This is a genomic window from Paenibacillus sp. FSL R5-192 (assembly GCF_000517845.1).
Lineage (GTDB): Bacteria > Bacillota > Bacilli > Paenibacillales > Paenibacillaceae > Paenibacillus > Paenibacillus amylolyticus.
This window is the reverse complement of record NZ_ASPR01000048.1, coordinates 246,647-262,408: the sequence shown is the minus strand read 5'-3', so window position 1 is coordinate 262,408 and position 15,762 is coordinate 246,647. Positions and strand designations below refer to the sequence as shown.

The following is a 15,762-nucleotide window of genomic DNA, read 5'->3' as shown; positions in this document are numbered from 1 at the left end:
TTCCTCCCTGCATGTTCAAGAGTGTATGGTAACCAGCTTTACCAATACCGTTCATTTCAGTTCAAATAGGTTTTTTTCGATTTGATTATACATCAAAAACCATATTCAGGAAGTCATAATTCCCAGAAAGTTGGATGAAACTTTGTTCACGGATCAAGCCATCACAGCGATAAGAAAAGCCCGGCTGTTTCCGCTACACTGAAAGTACGGCTACCGGGCTTTGGCTTATAAGACTACTTCAGTGCAGCGTACAATTCATTAACTTCTTTCACATAATCGTCTCCGCCGTTATTCTTCCACAGGGCAACAGCATCTTCGAATCCTTTCTCATCAATCTGACCTACGATATATTTGATTCGTGCATCGTTAATGATATTGTCCAGCTGCGGTCCTTTCTGAGCGTAAACATCAGAGATCAGCGGTTCGCCAGGATTGGCAATGACAATCTCTTCGTTGGCTTTCTGCACCTGTGCAACCTTTTCACGGACAGGTGTCTGTTGGACACGAAGCGTTCTGTCCTCCGGCACAAACATCAAAATCTGATTTAATCCTTGCAGGTCGCGGAGCGCAAGCTTGTCAGTGCTCGGTATGATGTAGTCTTCTTTTTTCTCATACTGCTTGCCTTCAAGTCCGTTGTACAACAATGCCTGCAATTCCGGTTCATTCAGCTGATCCAGAAAGCTCAGTACCTTCTTCAGATCTTCTTCCGTTTTGACACTGCTTTTGGAGATCGCAATCAGGCCAGAATAGCCGGACGTTGGCATATCACGCAATCCCTTTGGACCTTCCATCGCTTGTAGCACATCCACACGTCCTGTCGCATTGGGGTCTTTATCGAGTATTTTCTGATCCATGCGCTGCGCATTATCTGCTACATCCACCATGACACCGGCTTGCCCATTCACAAATGGATCAGGAAGTTTCGTTGCATCCATCACGGCAAAGTCCTTGTTCACCAGACCTTCGCTATAGATTTGCCGAAAAAATTTCAGGGCTTCCATGTATTCTGGTGTCTCATGCGCCGGGATCAGGCCTCCACTGCCATCATCTCCCCACTTGTTGGGTGCACCAAACCATACCTGCATGTTATCCCACGGGCCTGTGAATTTGCTGGCAACCAGACCGTACGTATCATCCTTGCCGTTACCGTCTGGATCATCCTTCGTGAACGCTTTCAATACATTGTAAAATTCATCAATCGTCTTTGGCTCTTCCAACCCCAACTTCTCCAGCCAATCCTTTCGGATTGTAACCCCATTACGTCCTAGGGCGCGTGCCCGGTAGATCCCATAGGTTTTGCCATCGATGGACGCATTGTTGGTGATGATTTCATTCATCTGGCTCAGATTCGGATAATCTTTCAGATAAGGACCAAGCTCCCAGAATGCTCCAGTTCGTGCCGCATTGATAAAACTCGGAGACTTCCCTAACACCACCATAATCTGAGGCAGCTTTCCCGAAGCCAGTGTGATGTTAAATTTGTCTTCGTACGAGCTGCTTGGCACCCACTGCAGGTTCACATCCACCTTGGTCAGTTCTTCAAGCTTCTGGATGACCGGGCTGTTCTCCGGCGGATTCTCCGCTTCAAAGTTCGGCAGCATAATGGTAATTTCGTCTGTGCCACCGGCAGCGCTCCCTGAACCTGTTTTATCCGTGGAGCATGCTCCCAGAATTGTACTCAATACCAGTGACGCAGAGAGTAACAGTGCACCTTTTTTGAATCCCGTTTTTTGTCCCATACGTTCTCCCCCTTGGCTTTAACCTTTGATTGAACCTAACATGACACCTTTGGCAAAATGCTTCTGCAAAAACGGATACACCAGCAAAATCGGAATGGTACCTACAACGATCACCGCCATTTTGATTGACTGCTCTGGTGGCTGCACAAAATTGGGGTCCATGTTTGCCATATCTCCGACACTGGCTTGCGAGAGTAACACGATCTGTCTCAGCATGACTTGTAACGGCCATTTGTCACTGTCGGAAATGTACAGCAGTGCGGAGAAAAAATTGTTCCAGTGGCCTACGGCGTAGAACAAGGCAAACGTGGCAATGACCGGTTTGGATAAAGGCAGAACGATTCGCCACAGCACCCCAAGATCCGAACAGCCGTCGATACGGGCCGCTTCCTCCAGCCCGGGCGGCATTTGCTGAAAAAAGTTTTTGACAACTATTAAGTTAAAAGCGCTGATCGCGCCAGGAAGCATAAGAGCCCAGTAAGAATCGAGCAGTCCCAATCCACGAATGACGAGATACGTTGGAATCATGCCACCACCAAATAACATCGAGAAAATCACCATGTTCATCATGACGTTACGGCCCCAGAAGTCACTTCTGGATAGTGGATAGGCCATCGTTAGTGTGAAGAACAGATTAACCAATGTACCTGCCACCGTGATGAAAATGGAAACACCAATGCTGCGAAAGATCGTGGACGAGGAGAAAATATACTCATACGCACTGAAGGAAAACACCTTCGGAATGAGGAAAAAACTGCGTTCAGTGATCTCGGCTTCCGTTGCGAAAGAATTCCCTATAATATACAGGAACGGAAGGACGGTTAATATGCCCAGAATCCCCAGCATGACGTAATTGAAGATATCAAATACCTTGCCGGCAGGGCTGTTGTATAGACGGCTGTTCATGGGCGCTCCTCCTTAATAAATTCCGGGATGGCCGAATTTTTTCGCAAGTTTATTACTGCCAAGCACCAGAATGATCCCCACCACAGACTTGAATAGTCCCACAGCGGTACTGTAACTGAATGCACCTTGCGTAATCCCCACCGTGTACACATACGTATCAAATACGTCCGCCACATCCCGGTTGAGGGAGTTGGTCATCAGATAGATCTGCTCAAATCCGGTGTCGAGGAAGTTCCCCAGTCTGAGAATAAGCAAAATGACTATGGTCGTACGAATGGCTGGAAGTGTGATATGCCACATTCGTCGTAACCGTCCTGCACCATCCACAATGGAGGCTTCATATTGTTCCGTATCGACACCTGCGAGGGCTGCCAAGAAAATAATTGTGCCCCATCCCATCTCTTTCCACATCATCTGTACAATAATGAGCGGACGGAACGAACCCGGACTGGAGAGTACATCAATGGGCTTGCCTGTAATCCAGGCGATCAGGTCGTATAACACCCCACCCTGTGGGGTCAGGAACACGTACGTGATACTCGCGATAATAACCATCGATACAAAATGGGGTACATAGACCAGCGTTTGAATCGTTCTTTTGAAGAAAGCGACCCGAATTTCATTTAATAACAAAGCGATAATGATTGGTGCCGGGAAAAAGAAGATGAGATCATACAGGGCAAGGACCAGCGTATTACGTAATAGTCGGAAGAAGTCCGGATTGGAGAAAAAGTTCGTAAAGTTCTCTAGCCCCACCCAGTTACTCTCCCGGATGCCCAGGAAAGGCTGGTAGTCCTGAAAGGCAATGATGATCCCCCACATGGGCAAGTATTTAAAGATGACAAAGTACAAAAATCCGGGAAGCACAAGCACATATAACCACTTGTTTCGTTTGATCTGCCTTTTCCAATTGGACTCTTGTTTTAATGGTCTTGTTGCCATATCCGCTTGAGCAGTTGCAGTGCCGTTGGTATTCCAGTCCGTCTTCCCGTTCATCATGTCTCCCCTCCCTCAACGATGTAAGCGTTATCAATTAACCTGTTATTCAGACTATACAGACGCCTGGTTTCCGGCAACCTTCATTTTTTGCATTGCTACGACATGATGGCCGAAAAGCCCGCTATAACGCCATTTTCACAAGAAATTGCACATAACGTAGCGGGTAGAATTGCACATTTTTGCGGGTTTATCCTCCTTTGTATCACGGTAAGAAAAAGAAAAAACCGACATCCGTTAAAGCTGAATGCCGGGCTGAACTGACAAAGATATAAAAGGTTATTGTCCAAACCATTGATCGCGATACTGACTCGGGGTAACTCCCTCCTGTTTCTTGAAGATCCGATTAAAATAACTGTGCTGATATCCCACAGCCGCTGCAACATCATTGATTTTCATCGTTGTCTCCCGCAACAATTGCTTCGCCGCATCCATTCTCACACGTGTCAAATAATCAATAAAGTTGATGCCCGATACCTGTTTGAAAGCCTTACTCAGTGCATAGGGTGTCATCTGCTCCTCGTCAGCACAATTCTCCAGCGAAATGTCGCTGCGGTAATGTGTATCGATATACAACATCGTTCGTTCCACCACCAGTTTCAGCGGTTCCTGCGATCGTACCTCAACCTCTTGTATATAAGGTATGAGTACCTCATTCATCATCCATTGCTTCATCTGTACAGGTTCACGAATACCGGATAGTTGCTCATACATGTTGTAACCACCAAACAGCTTATAAGGTGTGACACCCGTTTGCAGCATCATGTGCTGAATACTGCCGAGCAATTGAAGCATCATCTGTTGCACCTGAAATTCGGTACTGCCCGTCCGCGTAATTTCACTCATGAATTGTTCCAGCACACGTTCCGCTTCGGTTTGTTTGCCCAGCCTGACCGCCTGTAACAATTCCCGTTCCAGCCCAAGCGGATAGGAAGCTGCTTCATTTCTGCGGAAACACGCCTCATCCTCCAGATCGAGAATCTGACTTCCTTCCTCCACACTGCGATAAGCCACGGCCTGTTCCATCTCGACGAATCGTCCGGGCAGTTCCTGAAGTGAAGCTGCCGGGCGACTGACCATCAAGGTCACCTTCATTTTGAGCGTACGTCCAATGACCTCCACCAGTTCCCGTCCCCATAACAGCGCTTGTGATTTCACAGGTTCGTCCTGGGGAGCAATCACAAGCATGGCGGAAGACAGGTCATGAAAGTTCATGACACTGATCTGTCTGAAATAATTTTTCGCCACTTCCTGAGTGATATTCACTGCTGCAAAGGTGACTAATCCCGTGTCCTGGCTTCCAAATCTGCCTTGCAGCTGCTCATACCCCGTATAATACATCTGCACCAGCAAAAACTGCTGGCCCTCCAGTTCAAAGCCAAGATTACGCATCCGCTGCTGGAGATCCTGCTCGTTATAGGCATATAGGTGCCCCTGTACAAGTTGTAAGACAAAACTGTCGCGCAGATGGGGAAGCTGTTCCTGCAATTGGCGATGTGCTGTGACACTGCGGGAGGTCAATTCGTTCCACTGTTGCTCCAGCAGCTTAAACTCGTCCAGCTTGGCATCCGTTGGTGTTGTTTCGTTTCTGCCAGGCGTAAGCAGATGCAGCATCCGTGCTACAGGCGAATAGATGCGGCGGGAAGCAAACCAGGATAACAACAATCCCAGGATGAGACTGCCTGCACTCGCAATGACGATGATTTTGGATACCAGTTTGACTGGCGAAGTGACTGAGGTCAAAGGTGCTGCCGAGACGTAAGTCCAGTCTGAATCGATCCGGCTCAATGAACCGTATGAGACAGAATAGGTCTGATCCTCATATCGGAACAGGAATGAGCGGCTGTCCGCATGCAGGGCTACTTCTTCCTTTAGCTGCTGCTCAAAAGCAGAAGTCTCTCCCGCCGTTCCCGGATTCCCGGTAACCAGTGTGTTTCCTTCCTGATCCATAAGGAACGTTAACCCTTCGTCATAAGGAGTAAGCGTTTTCAATAAACTGGCGACTTTCTCGTTATCCAGCGTGATGATCAGTGCACCAAACGGATTAATGCTCTCCCCTGGTATCTTATGTACTAGAACAAGTGCATTGCCTGCATCCGTATGCAGTGGACTATCGTTGGTCGAAAGTTCGGTATCTCTGTTGGTGCTGGAAACCCAGTCTGTCCAGTACACGTGGTTCCCCATGGAAAGGTATCGATCATAGGCTTGTACTTTCGCTTCATCGTTCAATTCGGTATAATCCCGATTAAACAAGATTGGCTTCGGTTCCTGCAAATACAGCTGTGCTGACTTGATCAGTGGATGGGAACCTTGTAATACGTATAAGGTAGTCACAATCTCCTGCGTTTCATTAAAATAGTACACAAAATCCAGCGTTCGCAGTGCATTGCCAAACCTCGGTTCAAAAGCCCAATGGGATAAGTTCATCTCCAGATAAGCCAGCTGGTCATCCACATTGCGTGCCCGGTTCTCGATCTGGTTCTGGTGCATTTGATTGAACTCGGTTTCCATCCGGCCAACAACCTGTTGATACATGACGATACCTGTGATTAGTCCGGGAATGCTGGCAATGAGTAAAATAAGCATGAGGCTGTTTCGATAAAATCGTCCTTTATGCCTTCCAGCCTTCAAATCGGATAACCGCTTGAATCTGCCAAATATTCGATCGCTCCTAGTCGATTCCATCGTTGCTCACCTGCCTGCTTGCATCGAGTCTGACTGTCATGGAAACTTCCTCAACTCCCCTGAGAATATATGGATGAAATCCTTTTCTTGTATTATACGCACAATCCTCAGGTGAATGAAACGATCTGTAACCGATCATTTTTTTAACCAATGTTTTATTAACATGACAAAATGGATTACAATGAGATATAGCAAACATGAAGGAGGCCTTTTTAATGAAAGAACAGACTTATTTTGAACAAAATAGAGAAAAACACCTGGCAGAACTGAATGAATGGTTGTCCATTCCAAGTATCTCTGCCATTTCAGAGCATAAAGAGGATATTAATCGTGCAGCACAATGGGCAGCAGATGCTCTCACACGTGCAGGCATGGAAAACGTAGAGGTCATTCAAACGGCTGGACATCCGATTGTCTATGCAGATCACCTGCATGCACCCGGCAAACCAACGGCTTTGATCTATGGACACTATGATGTACAACCTGTTGATCCGCTTAACCTGTGGGAGACACCTCCTTTTGAACCTACCGTTCGTGATGGCAAGCTGTATGCCCGTGGTGCAACGGATGACAAAGGACAGATCTTCCTACATATCAAGGCAGTTGAAGCCATTCTCGCCGAAAACAAGGAACTTCCAGTTAATATCAAGTTCTGTATCGAAGGCGAAGAGGAAATCTCCAGCCCGAACCTGCCCATCTATCTGAATGAACATACAGACAAGCTGCGTGCAGACATGGTACTGATCTCGGATACATCTCTGCTTGAAAAAGGTAAACCGGCTATCTCCACTGGCCTGCGCGGCCTATGTTCCATGCATGTGGATCTGAACACAGCCAATACCGACTTGCACTCCGGTTCATTTGGTGGTGGTGTACCTAACGCACTGCACGCACTCGTATCACTGCTCGCTTCGTTGCATGATGAGCAAGGCCGTGTAAGTGTAGATGGTTTCTACGACGGCGTACTGCCACTGTCTCCTGAGATGAGAGAAGAATTTGTGAAACAAGGCTTCAATGAAGAACAGCTTCGTCAAGACCTTGGGCTGGAGCAATTGTACGGCGAAGAAGGTTACTCGTTCGTGGAACGTGTTGGCGCTCGTCCAACATTGGAACTGAATGGCGTATGGGGTGGTTTCCAAGGCGAAGGCAGCAAAACGGTTATTCCGAAGGAAGCTCATGCCAAAATCACCTGCCGCCTCGTGGCGGATCAAGATCCACAACATGTATTGGATCGTATCGAAGCACATCTGCGCGCTAACGTTCAACCGGGTGCAACATTGCATGTGAAACAGATCGAGAAAGCTTTTGCTTTCAATACCGATCCTTCCAATCCAATTCTGCAAAAAGCAGCAGACGCGTATGAGCACGTGTATGGCGTTCGTGCCCTCTTTACCAAAGATGGCGGCTCCATTCCGATTGTTGAGAAACTCTCACGTGTACTCGAAATCCCTGCTGTTATGATGGGCTTTGGCTTGCCGGATGAGAACCTGCATGCACCGAACGAGCACTTCAACCTGGAGAACTTTGATAAAGGGTTGTTGACGATTGTTCAATTTCTGAAGAGTTTGTAATCATCGTGTTTAAAACCAGATCATGAGAGCGTGCTGAGTGGACGTTCCGGGGCCGAATCGTTCTTTAGATCGCTGTTATCGTCGGATTTTTTGGATTCCCCTTCTCAAAGGGTAAAATCCGACGATAAAGGCGAACGCTCCGCTTCTTCAGAATCGATTTCGTCCCCTCCACTACGTTGCAGCTTCTCGCATGACTGATTTTAAGATTGAGCTAACTATTGAATGGTTAGTGTAATTAGGAGAACAAAAGGACGGCCTTCGGGTCGTTTTTTTGATTTATTTTGTTTTTTTGTTTTTTTGATTTTGTTTCTTGTTTCTTGTTTCTTGTTTCTTTGGTTCTTTGGTTCTTGGTTCTTGTTTCTTTGGTGAAATTGTAGTTTTTTTGATGGTTGCTTTTTATGATGGAGACGATGGAGGCTTACTTTTAAAAAGGTTAGTGTATTAGTGATAACAACATGGTAGCCCTATAGGCCGTTTCTTTGATTTTGTCTCGATCGTTACGTTGTAGCTTTATCATGGTGCTTTAGAGGGTTGGGTCTCACTTTGATGGGTTAGTGTGATAGATTACCTTAACGATGGGCTACTGAACACTTTTTCGATTTTTTTCTCGATAACTTCGTTATCATTGTTCCTATGACTGATTTTATAGACGAGGTCTCGGTTTTAATGGTTTAGTGTATGGGAGATAACATACGCGACCTTATAGCCTTTTTTTGATTCGGTCTCCTTCACTAGGTTTCAGCTATTACAGCGGTTGCTTTATTGTGACTGGTTTTAGACGACGGCTAACTTTTAAGGGTTTTGATAGAGATAACTCAAGCGTTGGCCTTTGGAGGTTTGTTTGAATCGATTGATATTCAGTATTTAAAATGAACCTTATGGAGTATGATGTGGATCGGGTAACGAAGATGTTGATAGCTAAAGGGGTTTTGTGGATGGGAGGGTCTTTCGGGATTCCTGCGTTTTGACTTGTTTATGTTCAGCGACTTCGGCGCGGGACTTTTGCCATGAGTGTTTACCTGCTGTTGCGCCCCGGCAAGCTAATCCAAAATGATGAGGTGAATGTTGTGTCTACTTCTCACCTGACCAAAAATGCGCTGGCTCACTCGCTTAAATCACTGATGGAGCATACTCCATTGAACAAGATTACGGTCAAACATCTGGTGGAGAATTGCGGAGTGAACAGGCAAACCTTTTATTATCATTTTCAGGATATTTACGCGCTACTTGGGTGGATCTATCAGACTGAAGCGGTGGAGAGTCTTACGGAGTACCGAAGCTACAGCACATGGACGGACGGATTCTATAAAATCTTTTGTTACATCGAGAACAACAAAACGTTCTGCTGCAACACACTCAACTCGCTCGGGCGTACCCACCTGGATGTATACCTCTATGAAGTAACCCATGATCTGATCATGGGTGTTATTGATGAGCTGGCCTGTGGGATTAAGGTCTGCGGTGAAGACAAAGAGTTTGTCGCCAACTTTTATACCCTGGCTTTCACCGGGCTGATCATTCAATGGATGAGGGGCAACATGCAAGAACCGCCAAAACAGATTATTGAGAAGCTCAGTGAGCTAATCGAAGGCAATGTCCTGAGGGCACTGCACAGGTATGAGAATATGCTGCCATCCACTTAAGGATGCGCGGCTTTTTTCACATGTGATCTATGCCTAGGTTTTAGACACTTTACTACAAGTGACCAAAAATTAGACACTCCCTTTCTTTTGATCATACCTTACGGAACCTGCAAGGTTTACATTAGGGATGTGATTACAGTAACTTTTGGAGGCGAATGATCGTGAAGAAAGAACATGGTAATAAACAGGTCTATTTTGTAGGCGGCGGCATTGCATCTTTGGTGGGTGCAGCTTATCTGGTTAGAGATTGTGACTTTCCCGGAGAACATATTCACATTATCGAAGAAATGCCGATTCTCGGCGGCAGCAATGACGGTGCTGGTAATCCCGATCAAGGATATATCATCCGTGGCGGACGGATGCTCAATGACGAGGCCTATGAGAATCTATGGGAGCTGCTGGCTTCCATCCCTTCCATCGACCGTCCGGGCATATCTGTCCGACAGGAAATCACCGAATTTGACGATGCCAATCCCACACATTCCAATGCGCGGCTCATCAACCGTGACGGCAAGGTCGAAGATGTGCTCTCCATGGGTTTTGATATGGCGGACCGGTTGGCGATGGGCAAACTGATTATTACTCCTGAAGACACGCTGGGTAAATTGCGAATCAACGACTGGTTTGGCCCTCATTTTTTCAAAACAAACTTCTGGTATATGTGGGCGACCACCTTCGCTTTCCAGCCTTGGCATAGCGCCGTGGAATTCAAAAGATACATGCTTCGCTTTTTTCACGAATTCCCAAGAATTCAAACGCTGGAAGGTGTCACCCGCACACCGTTCAACCAATATGACTCGATTATCCTGCCATTGCATAACTACCTGGAGCCGTTTAGCGTAGATTTCACGCTGAAATGTACGGTTACCGATCTGGATTTCAAAGACGGAGACGGCATTACGGTAAGTCGGATGCATGTGCTCAGGGAAGGTGAAGAGGAAGTCATTGACATCCTCGAAGGTGATCTCGTCATTGTCACAAACGGTTCGATGACCGAAGGGGCCGATATCGGCTCCATGACTTCCGCACCGAAACTGAACGGCAAGGGCAGCTCATGGAAGCTGTGGGAGAACATTGCCGCCAAGAAACCGCTGCTGGGCAATCCTTCTTCTTTTAATGATCATGTGGATGAGTCCAAATGGGAATCGTTTACGGTCACCTTCCAGGATTCGGTCTTCTTTGATCTGATGGAGAAATTAACACGTAACCGGGCAGGTACTGGTGCTCTGGTTACTTTCAAGGACTCCAGCTGGTTCATGTCTGTCGTTCTAGCCTTTCAACCGCACTTCCGCGGTCAGCCGGAGCATGTCAACGTATTCTGGGGATACGGATTATACCCGGATAACGTGGGCGATTACGTGAAGAAAAGAATGTGCGACTGTACAGGGGAAGAGATTATGCAGGAGTTGATCGGCCATCTTCATTTTCAGGAACATCAAGAGGACATCATGGCTACCGCCAACTGCATTCCTTGCATGATGCCATACATTACAGCGCAATTCATGCCTAGACTAAACAGCGACAGACCGAAGGTTGTGCCTGAAGGCTCCACCAACCTGGCCTTCATCAGCCAATTCTGCGAGATTCCCGATGACGTGGTATTCACAGAAGAATATTCGGTCCGAGCAGCACGAATCGCGGTATACACTTTACTTGGAGAAAATCGTCCAATTGAGCCGATCAACCAGTATCAGTATGATGTCCGGACGCTGTTCAGCAGTTTTGTGACTTCGTTTAGATGACCACTTTTCATGAGGATTCAGACATTAGATGAATGAAGGAATGTTGGATGGATCTGTGGATGGGGATAGATCTTTGGAGATATCTATAGAATTCGGTGAGTAACTTTGTGATCTTTAGGAAGCTTTGTTATCTTAATTCTATGTATTGTGCCACGTTAGTAAGATATGAGTTACTACATGAGTTAGCTTCAGAAGCTTGCATCCCCGTTGAACGAGTTAATGAGTGAATATGGTTGTTGCTGAACTGATTAGTCGTTGTATAAAGAAAATAGAGAGAGTTCTGTCAGCTATGACAGGACTCTCTCTTTCGTTTACTCGTGTACTATCTAAGTCCAACCCATAGCTTTCATCGAGATTGCCAACTGTCGTCTAAAGAACCTCACAAACCTTATTACTTAAAATTTCGCAGGTTTGAAAATCTAACGAATCGTAGACATCTTATTTGCGCTGTAGACATGTTTAAGTAACGAAATATCGTTAAATTGCATTAAATAGCGTGTCTGAGATTCGTTACATTTTCTATGACTGCCAAATCATTGGAATAAGGCTTCACAGATTCGTTAGCACTACTCACGCTGCTTATTACAGCCTACATATCACACTTCGCTTAAGTGCGGAATGTTGTGAACTTCAGCATGTGCACAAGCTTGGATAAATGTGCGATCTCCTGCTGGACTCCAGCGGTGTCCGTACCTGCCATTGCCTGGTTCGCTCTCAGCGTTCTGCGCGTGTTCAGCATACCTTCGATCAGTTTCATGACTGTGTTGCGTCCACGATGATCGACAATCATATACTTTTTGCGTGCATCCAGCTCTACCCATACGATGTTGCTGAATGATGTGAACAGATGCCTGCGGTACAGCTCCATATCGGTCTCATTGTAATGCTCGCCATAAAAGGCATAATATCCGTGTATGTGCAACTTCTCCGCCAACACTGTGATGAACGGATCATGTTCGAGCATAGCGTTACGTTCCATGTTTCACGCCTCCGTTATGCGTGATCCGCAGATCCCGTCTTTTTGAGATCTATTTTAACATATTGCGCAAGGTGTTGCCTCTACACAGATAAAAGCCAAGTTTTAACTCCGAAGACTGATGCATCACAAATGAGAGTTATTAGCACAATACTAATTTTCTAAATCTAATATGACTCGCCGATCCGTCTGCCCTTCACCCACACACCCTCAATATCCAGCTCCGCATTCAGCAAAACGATATCTGCCTGCTTGCCTTGAGCCAGGGAACCTGTCCGGTGATCAATACCCAGCAGGCGTGCCGGGGTCAGACTTGCTGCACGTGATGCAGCGTTCAGACTCAAGCCCACTTCCTGTATCAGGTAACGGAAACCGCGAATCATTGTCAGTGTGCTTCCCGCCAGTGCGCCGCCGTCCTTCAGTCTGGCCTCACCATGCTTCACAATTACGGGCAGGTCGCCGATTTTGTACTCCCCATCATCCAATCCCGTAGCAGACATGGCATCTGTAATCAACACGAGTTGATCATCATGTTGCTTCAGCTGAGCGAGGATTGATATCGCCGCAGGGTGAACATGAATACCGTCAGCAATTACCTCAGCACTGATGCGTGAATCACTCAGCACGGCTCCTGCAGCACCCGGCAGCCGGTGATGCAGCGGTGTCATGGCATTGAACGTATGTACTGCATGATGCAGTCCGGCATCCACTGCCCGCTCCACCTCTTCATAGGTCGCATCCGTGTGACCAAGTGCGGCTGTAATCCGTTGTTTTCGTAGCCATGAAATCACTTCCAGCGCGCCTTCACATTCCGGTGCCAACGTAACTTGACGGATCAGGCCAGGATATTGTTTCTCCCATGCTTCGAGCCAAGATACATCAGGCAGAATGATGTGTTCCGGATTTTGCGCGCCAGGCCATTTCGGACTAAAAAACGGACCTTCCAGGTGCACGCCCTCAAGCTGTGCATATGGCATTTCACTCGAACGGTAGCGGTCCACTTCAGCAAGTACGTTATCCAGTCGCTCTTTTGGAGCCGTCATGGAAGTCGCAAGCATCGCTGTTGTCCCCTGCGTACTATGGAAAGAAGTGATCTTGTCCAACACCTCCGGGCTTGCTTCCATAAAGTCTTCTCCGTTACCACCATGCACATGGATATCAATGAATCCAGGCACAATGAGACCACATTCCGGTACTGACAGCGGCAAAGCCTCGCTCCGAATCCGTTCAGGAAGACCTTCTGGTATCCCGGCATAAAGGATGTCCCCATCCCTCCAGGCTATTACACCGTCTTCCAGTATTTCATCTGCAAGGAGCAGCCTGCCTCGAAGAAGAGAAATATTTTCATCACGCTGGCTCCTAGGTTCACGGCTATTCACCTCGGTCATCTCACCAGCCTCCCTGCTGCACGGTCCAGCAGTACCACCACATTTGGATGGCATTGCAAAAGCGATGCAGGACAGGCCGTTGTGATTGGACCCATAAAAGCTTCGCGAATAATCTCGGCTTTTTCCTCGCCACGGGCAATGAGCAGAATCTGTTTGGCTTTCAAAATGGTACCGACACCCATTGTAATCGCCTGAGCCGGAACTTCATCAATGCTGTCAAAGAAGCGTGCGTTTGCCTTCCTCGTCTCTTCTTTCAAATCCACGACATGTGTTCGTCCAGTCAGCTCCGTTCCCGGTTCATTGAAGCCAATATGACCATTATGTCCGATGCCCAGCAGTTGAAGGTCTACCGGTCCACGATCGTCCAGCCGTTGTTCATAGGAATTACATTCCTGTTCCAGATCTGCAGCCTGACCATCAGGCACTTGCGATCTAGCAATATCTATATCGATATGATTGAATAATTGTTCGTTCATGAAACTGCGGTAACTTTCGCGATGTTCTGTTGGAAGTCCGACATACTCATCGAGATTAAAAGAAGAAGCCTGTGAGAAGCTGACAAACCCCTTCTGGTACAACGTGATAAGCTGTTTATATATGCCTACAGGAGAACTTCCTGTCGCAAGCCCCAATACAGCCCGTGGTTTGGTTTGCAACAAGCTGGCAATGAGGCCAGCACCCGTGGCGTTCAAATCTTCTTCATTTTCAAAAATGCGTATATTCATCTTCATCTGTCAGGCACCTCCGTTGTGTTGGACTCGATAAGATTGCACATTGTGATAGGATTGTTCCAGTCTGGGGATAAAACGGTCGAAGTCGGCACTTACCATGCCTGTGAACAAAATATCGACCACATGCAGCAGTGCAATACGTGAAGCCATATCTCCACGCCTCATGCCTTCTTCCAGAGAAGAGGTGAACAATGGGATATCCGATACCGTTGCGAGTGTGTTACTTCCGTAGGAAGTCAGTGAAATCGTAGAAGCTCCGGCCTGTTTGGCACAATGCAAGGCATCGATGGTCTCTGGTGTTTCGCCTGAATAGGATACCGCCATCGCCACATCTCCCTCGGCGAGCGAAGATGCGGATGTAATCTGCATATGTGAGTCGGAAAAAGCCGTACAGCTCTTGCCAATCCTCACCAGTTTCTGATAGAAATCCTGTGTAACAATCGATGAGGTAGCTACACCGTACAGATCGATGCGGCGAGCCTGACACAATAATTGCACTGCCTGCTCCAATCTGCCCAAATCCAGCAAACGGGTGGTATCTGCAATAGACGCGAGGTGGTTGGCTTCGATAGCTTCAACAATTTTGGATAGGGAATTGCCCGCTACAATATCCTGATACGCCGTTTCATCAGATGCGTGGGACAATTCTGCGGCAAGTTTCATTTTGAAATCGGGGAAGCCTTTAAAATGAAACGACTTGCAAAAGCGGGTTACCGTCGCCGCACTTGTGCCACTCTGCTCTGCCAGATGACTAATCGTCCAACCTGGAATGTCCGATGGAGAGTGCATAATGACTTCGGCAATACGTCGCTCCTGAGACGGAAGGTTATTCAGTTCTTGCTGCAACGCACGTAATATGGCTGCCATGAGGACCTCACTTTATGAAAATTATTTTTATTTATTTTTAATAAATTAAGAAAATCATTTTTATAAGTTTATTCTAATCAAGACGATCCTGCAAATCAAGAGGAATTTCCCATGGCTTTTGCAATATCAAAAGAAGGAGCAATTCAATGAATCGAAGACAACGGAGAAAGTTCATTCCTTCCACCTGGATTATTGCCACCAAACAAACAGATGGACGCGCCTATTATACCCTCTATGCTATTGACTGGAAACGCGGAGGTCGGCTGAGTTGGGAAGGCTGGAATCAACTTGAAGACATGCTGCAATTTCATATTCCGATCAAACGAAAAGCCGGAGGCCGAAAATCTTCTTCCCAGCCTGCCGCCAAAATTGCGAAAAGAGCACTCCATCTTCATCTAAACGAAGCCCAGTTTGAGCAGCTGGAGCAGCTATTTTATCAGCCATTTTCGAAGAAAAGATGGAGGATGTTCATTCAAATGAATAGGAATCTATAAGTGATAAACTATTATGGAGCGGTT

12 protein-coding genes are annotated in these 15,762 nt (G+C 46.9%); 4 read left to right on the top strand and 8 right to left on the bottom strand.

Features of this window, described 5'->3' with window-relative positions:
• Positions 1 to 233: 233 nt before the first annotated feature.
• The 4 genes from C161_RS24850 to C161_RS24835 all read right to left on the bottom strand — a co-directional run bounded on the left by C161_RS24850 (position 234) and on the right by C161_RS24835 (position 6,326).
• Positions 234 to 1,739 (bottom strand): extracellular solute-binding protein, encoded by a 1,506-nt coding sequence (locus C161_RS24850; RefSeq protein WP_036673488.1) that lies wholly within the window; start codon positions 1,737 to 1,739, stop codon positions 234 to 236.
• Between the two features lie 18 nt (positions 1,740 to 1,757).
• Positions 1,758 to 2,645: a carbohydrate ABC transporter permease gene (locus C161_RS24845; protein ID WP_017692544.1), complete on the bottom strand. Its 888-nt coding sequence runs from the start codon at positions 2,643 to 2,645 to the stop codon at positions 1,758 to 1,760.
• 12 nt (positions 2,646 to 2,657) lie between these two features.
• Positions 2,658 to 3,587 carry an ABC transporter permease gene (locus C161_RS24840; protein ID WP_026081491.1) on the bottom strand — a complete coding sequence of 310 codons (930 nt, stop codon included), beginning with the start codon at positions 3,585 to 3,587 and terminating at the stop codon, positions 2,658 to 2,660.
• Positions 3,588 to 3,920: 333 nt separating this feature from the next.
• Positions 3,921 to 6,326 carry an AraC family transcriptional regulator gene (locus tag C161_RS24835; RefSeq protein WP_084650477.1) on the bottom strand — a complete coding sequence of 802 codons (2,406 nt, stop codon included), beginning with the start codon at positions 6,324 to 6,326 and terminating at the stop codon, positions 3,921 to 3,923.
• Between the two features lie 215 nt (positions 6,327 to 6,541).
• On the opposite strand from C161_RS24835, the gene C161_RS24830 reads away from it, so the two are divergent.
• The 3 genes from C161_RS24830 (at position 6,542) to C161_RS24820 (ending at position 11,282) form a co-directional block, all read left to right on the top strand.
• Complete coding sequence (locus tag C161_RS24830) at positions 6,542 to 7,897, top strand: dipeptidase (protein WP_036673487.1); 1,356 nt, start codon at positions 6,542 to 6,544, stop codon at positions 7,895 to 7,897.
• Between the two features lie 1,007 nt (positions 7,898 to 8,904).
• Positions 8,905 to 9,540: a TetR-like C-terminal domain-containing protein gene (locus C161_RS24825; RefSeq protein ID WP_235193925.1), complete on the top strand. Its 636-nt coding sequence runs from the start codon at positions 8,905 to 8,907 to the stop codon at positions 9,538 to 9,540.
• 155 nt (positions 9,541 to 9,695) lie between these two features.
• A complete protein-coding gene (locus tag C161_RS24820) occupies positions 9,696 to 11,282 on the top strand; it encodes an oleate hydratase (RefSeq protein WP_036673486.1) in 1,587 nt (528 codons plus the stop codon).
• 607 nt (positions 11,283 to 11,889) lie between these two features.
• On the opposite strand, the gene C161_RS24815 is transcribed toward C161_RS24820, so the two are convergent.
• From C161_RS24815 to C161_RS24800, 4 genes are all read right to left on the bottom strand, one after another.
• On the bottom strand, positions 11,890 to 12,261 hold the full coding sequence (locus C161_RS24815) for a hypothetical protein (RefSeq protein ID WP_036673485.1): 372 nt from the start codon (positions 12,259 to 12,261) through the stop codon (positions 11,890 to 11,892).
• Between the two features lie 164 nt (positions 12,262 to 12,425).
• The gene (gene nagA / locus C161_RS24810; RefSeq protein ID WP_036673484.1) at positions 12,426 to 13,646 is read right to left on the bottom strand and encodes an N-acetylglucosamine-6-phosphate deacetylase; all 1,221 of its coding nucleotides are present in this window, start codon (positions 13,644 to 13,646) and stop codon (positions 12,426 to 12,428) included.
• On the bottom strand, positions 13,643 to 14,371 hold the full coding sequence (gene nagB / locus C161_RS24805; protein ID WP_036673591.1) for a glucosamine-6-phosphate deaminase: 729 nt from the start codon (positions 14,369 to 14,371) through the stop codon (positions 13,643 to 13,645). The genes nagA and nagB overlap by 4 nt, the downstream gene beginning before the upstream one ends.
• A gap of 9 nt (positions 14,372 to 14,380) precedes the next feature.
• Positions 14,381 to 15,244 carry a MurR/RpiR family transcriptional regulator gene (locus tag C161_RS24800; protein ID WP_036673483.1) on the bottom strand — a complete coding sequence of 288 codons (864 nt, stop codon included), beginning with the start codon at positions 15,242 to 15,244 and terminating at the stop codon, positions 14,381 to 14,383.
• A gap of 146 nt (positions 15,245 to 15,390) precedes the next feature.
• On the opposite strand from C161_RS24800, the gene C161_RS24795 reads away from it, so the two are divergent.
• Positions 15,391 to 15,738: a hypothetical protein gene (locus C161_RS24795; RefSeq protein ID WP_036673482.1), complete on the top strand. Its 348-nt coding sequence runs from the start codon at positions 15,391 to 15,393 to the stop codon at positions 15,736 to 15,738.
• Positions 15,739 to 15,762 lie beyond the last annotated feature (24 nt).

Bases quoted from the DNA above. Each gene is read 5' to 3' on its own strand.
- C161_RS24830 (WP_036673487.1), top strand. From the start codon at position 6,542: ATGAAAGAACAGACTTATTTTGAACAAAATAGAGAAAAACACCTGGCA.
- C161_RS24825 (WP_235193925.1), top strand. From the start codon at position 8,905: ATGAGTGTTTACCTGCTGTTGCGCCCCGGCAAGCTAATCCAAAATGAT.
- C161_RS24845 (WP_017692544.1), bottom strand. From the start codon at position 2,645: ATGAACAGCCGTCTATACAACAGCCCTGCCGGCAAGGTATTTGATATC.
- C161_RS24815 (WP_036673485.1), bottom strand. From the start codon at position 12,261: ATGGAACGTAACGCTATGCTCGAACATGATCCGTTCATCACAGTGTTG.
- C161_RS24795 (WP_036673482.1), top strand. From the start codon at position 15,391: ATGAATCGAAGACAACGGAGAAAGTTCATTCCTTCCACCTGGATTATT.
- C161_RS24835 (WP_084650477.1), bottom strand. From the start codon at position 6,326: ATGGAATCGACTAGGAGCGATCGAATATTTGGCAGATTCAAGCGGTTA.
- C161_RS24850 (WP_036673488.1), bottom strand. From the start codon at position 1,739: ATGGGACAAAAAACGGGATTCAAAAAAGGTGCACTGTTACTCTCTGCG.
- C161_RS24800 (WP_036673483.1), bottom strand. From the start codon at position 15,244: ATGGCAGCCATATTACGTGCGTTGCAGCAAGAACTGAATAACCTTCCG.
- nagA (WP_036673484.1), bottom strand. From the start codon at position 13,646: ATGACCGAGGTGAATAGCCGTGAACCTAGGAGCCAGCGTGATGAAAAT.
- C161_RS24820 (WP_036673486.1), top strand. From the start codon at position 9,696: ATGATCGTGAAGAAAGAACATGGTAATAAACAGGTCTATTTTGTAGGC.
- nagB (WP_036673591.1), bottom strand. From the start codon at position 14,371: ATGAATATACGCATTTTTGAAAATGAAGAAGATTTGAACGCCACGGGT.
- C161_RS24840 (WP_026081491.1), bottom strand. From the start codon at position 3,587: ATGGCAACAAGACCATTAAAACAAGAGTCCAATTGGAAAAGGCAGATC.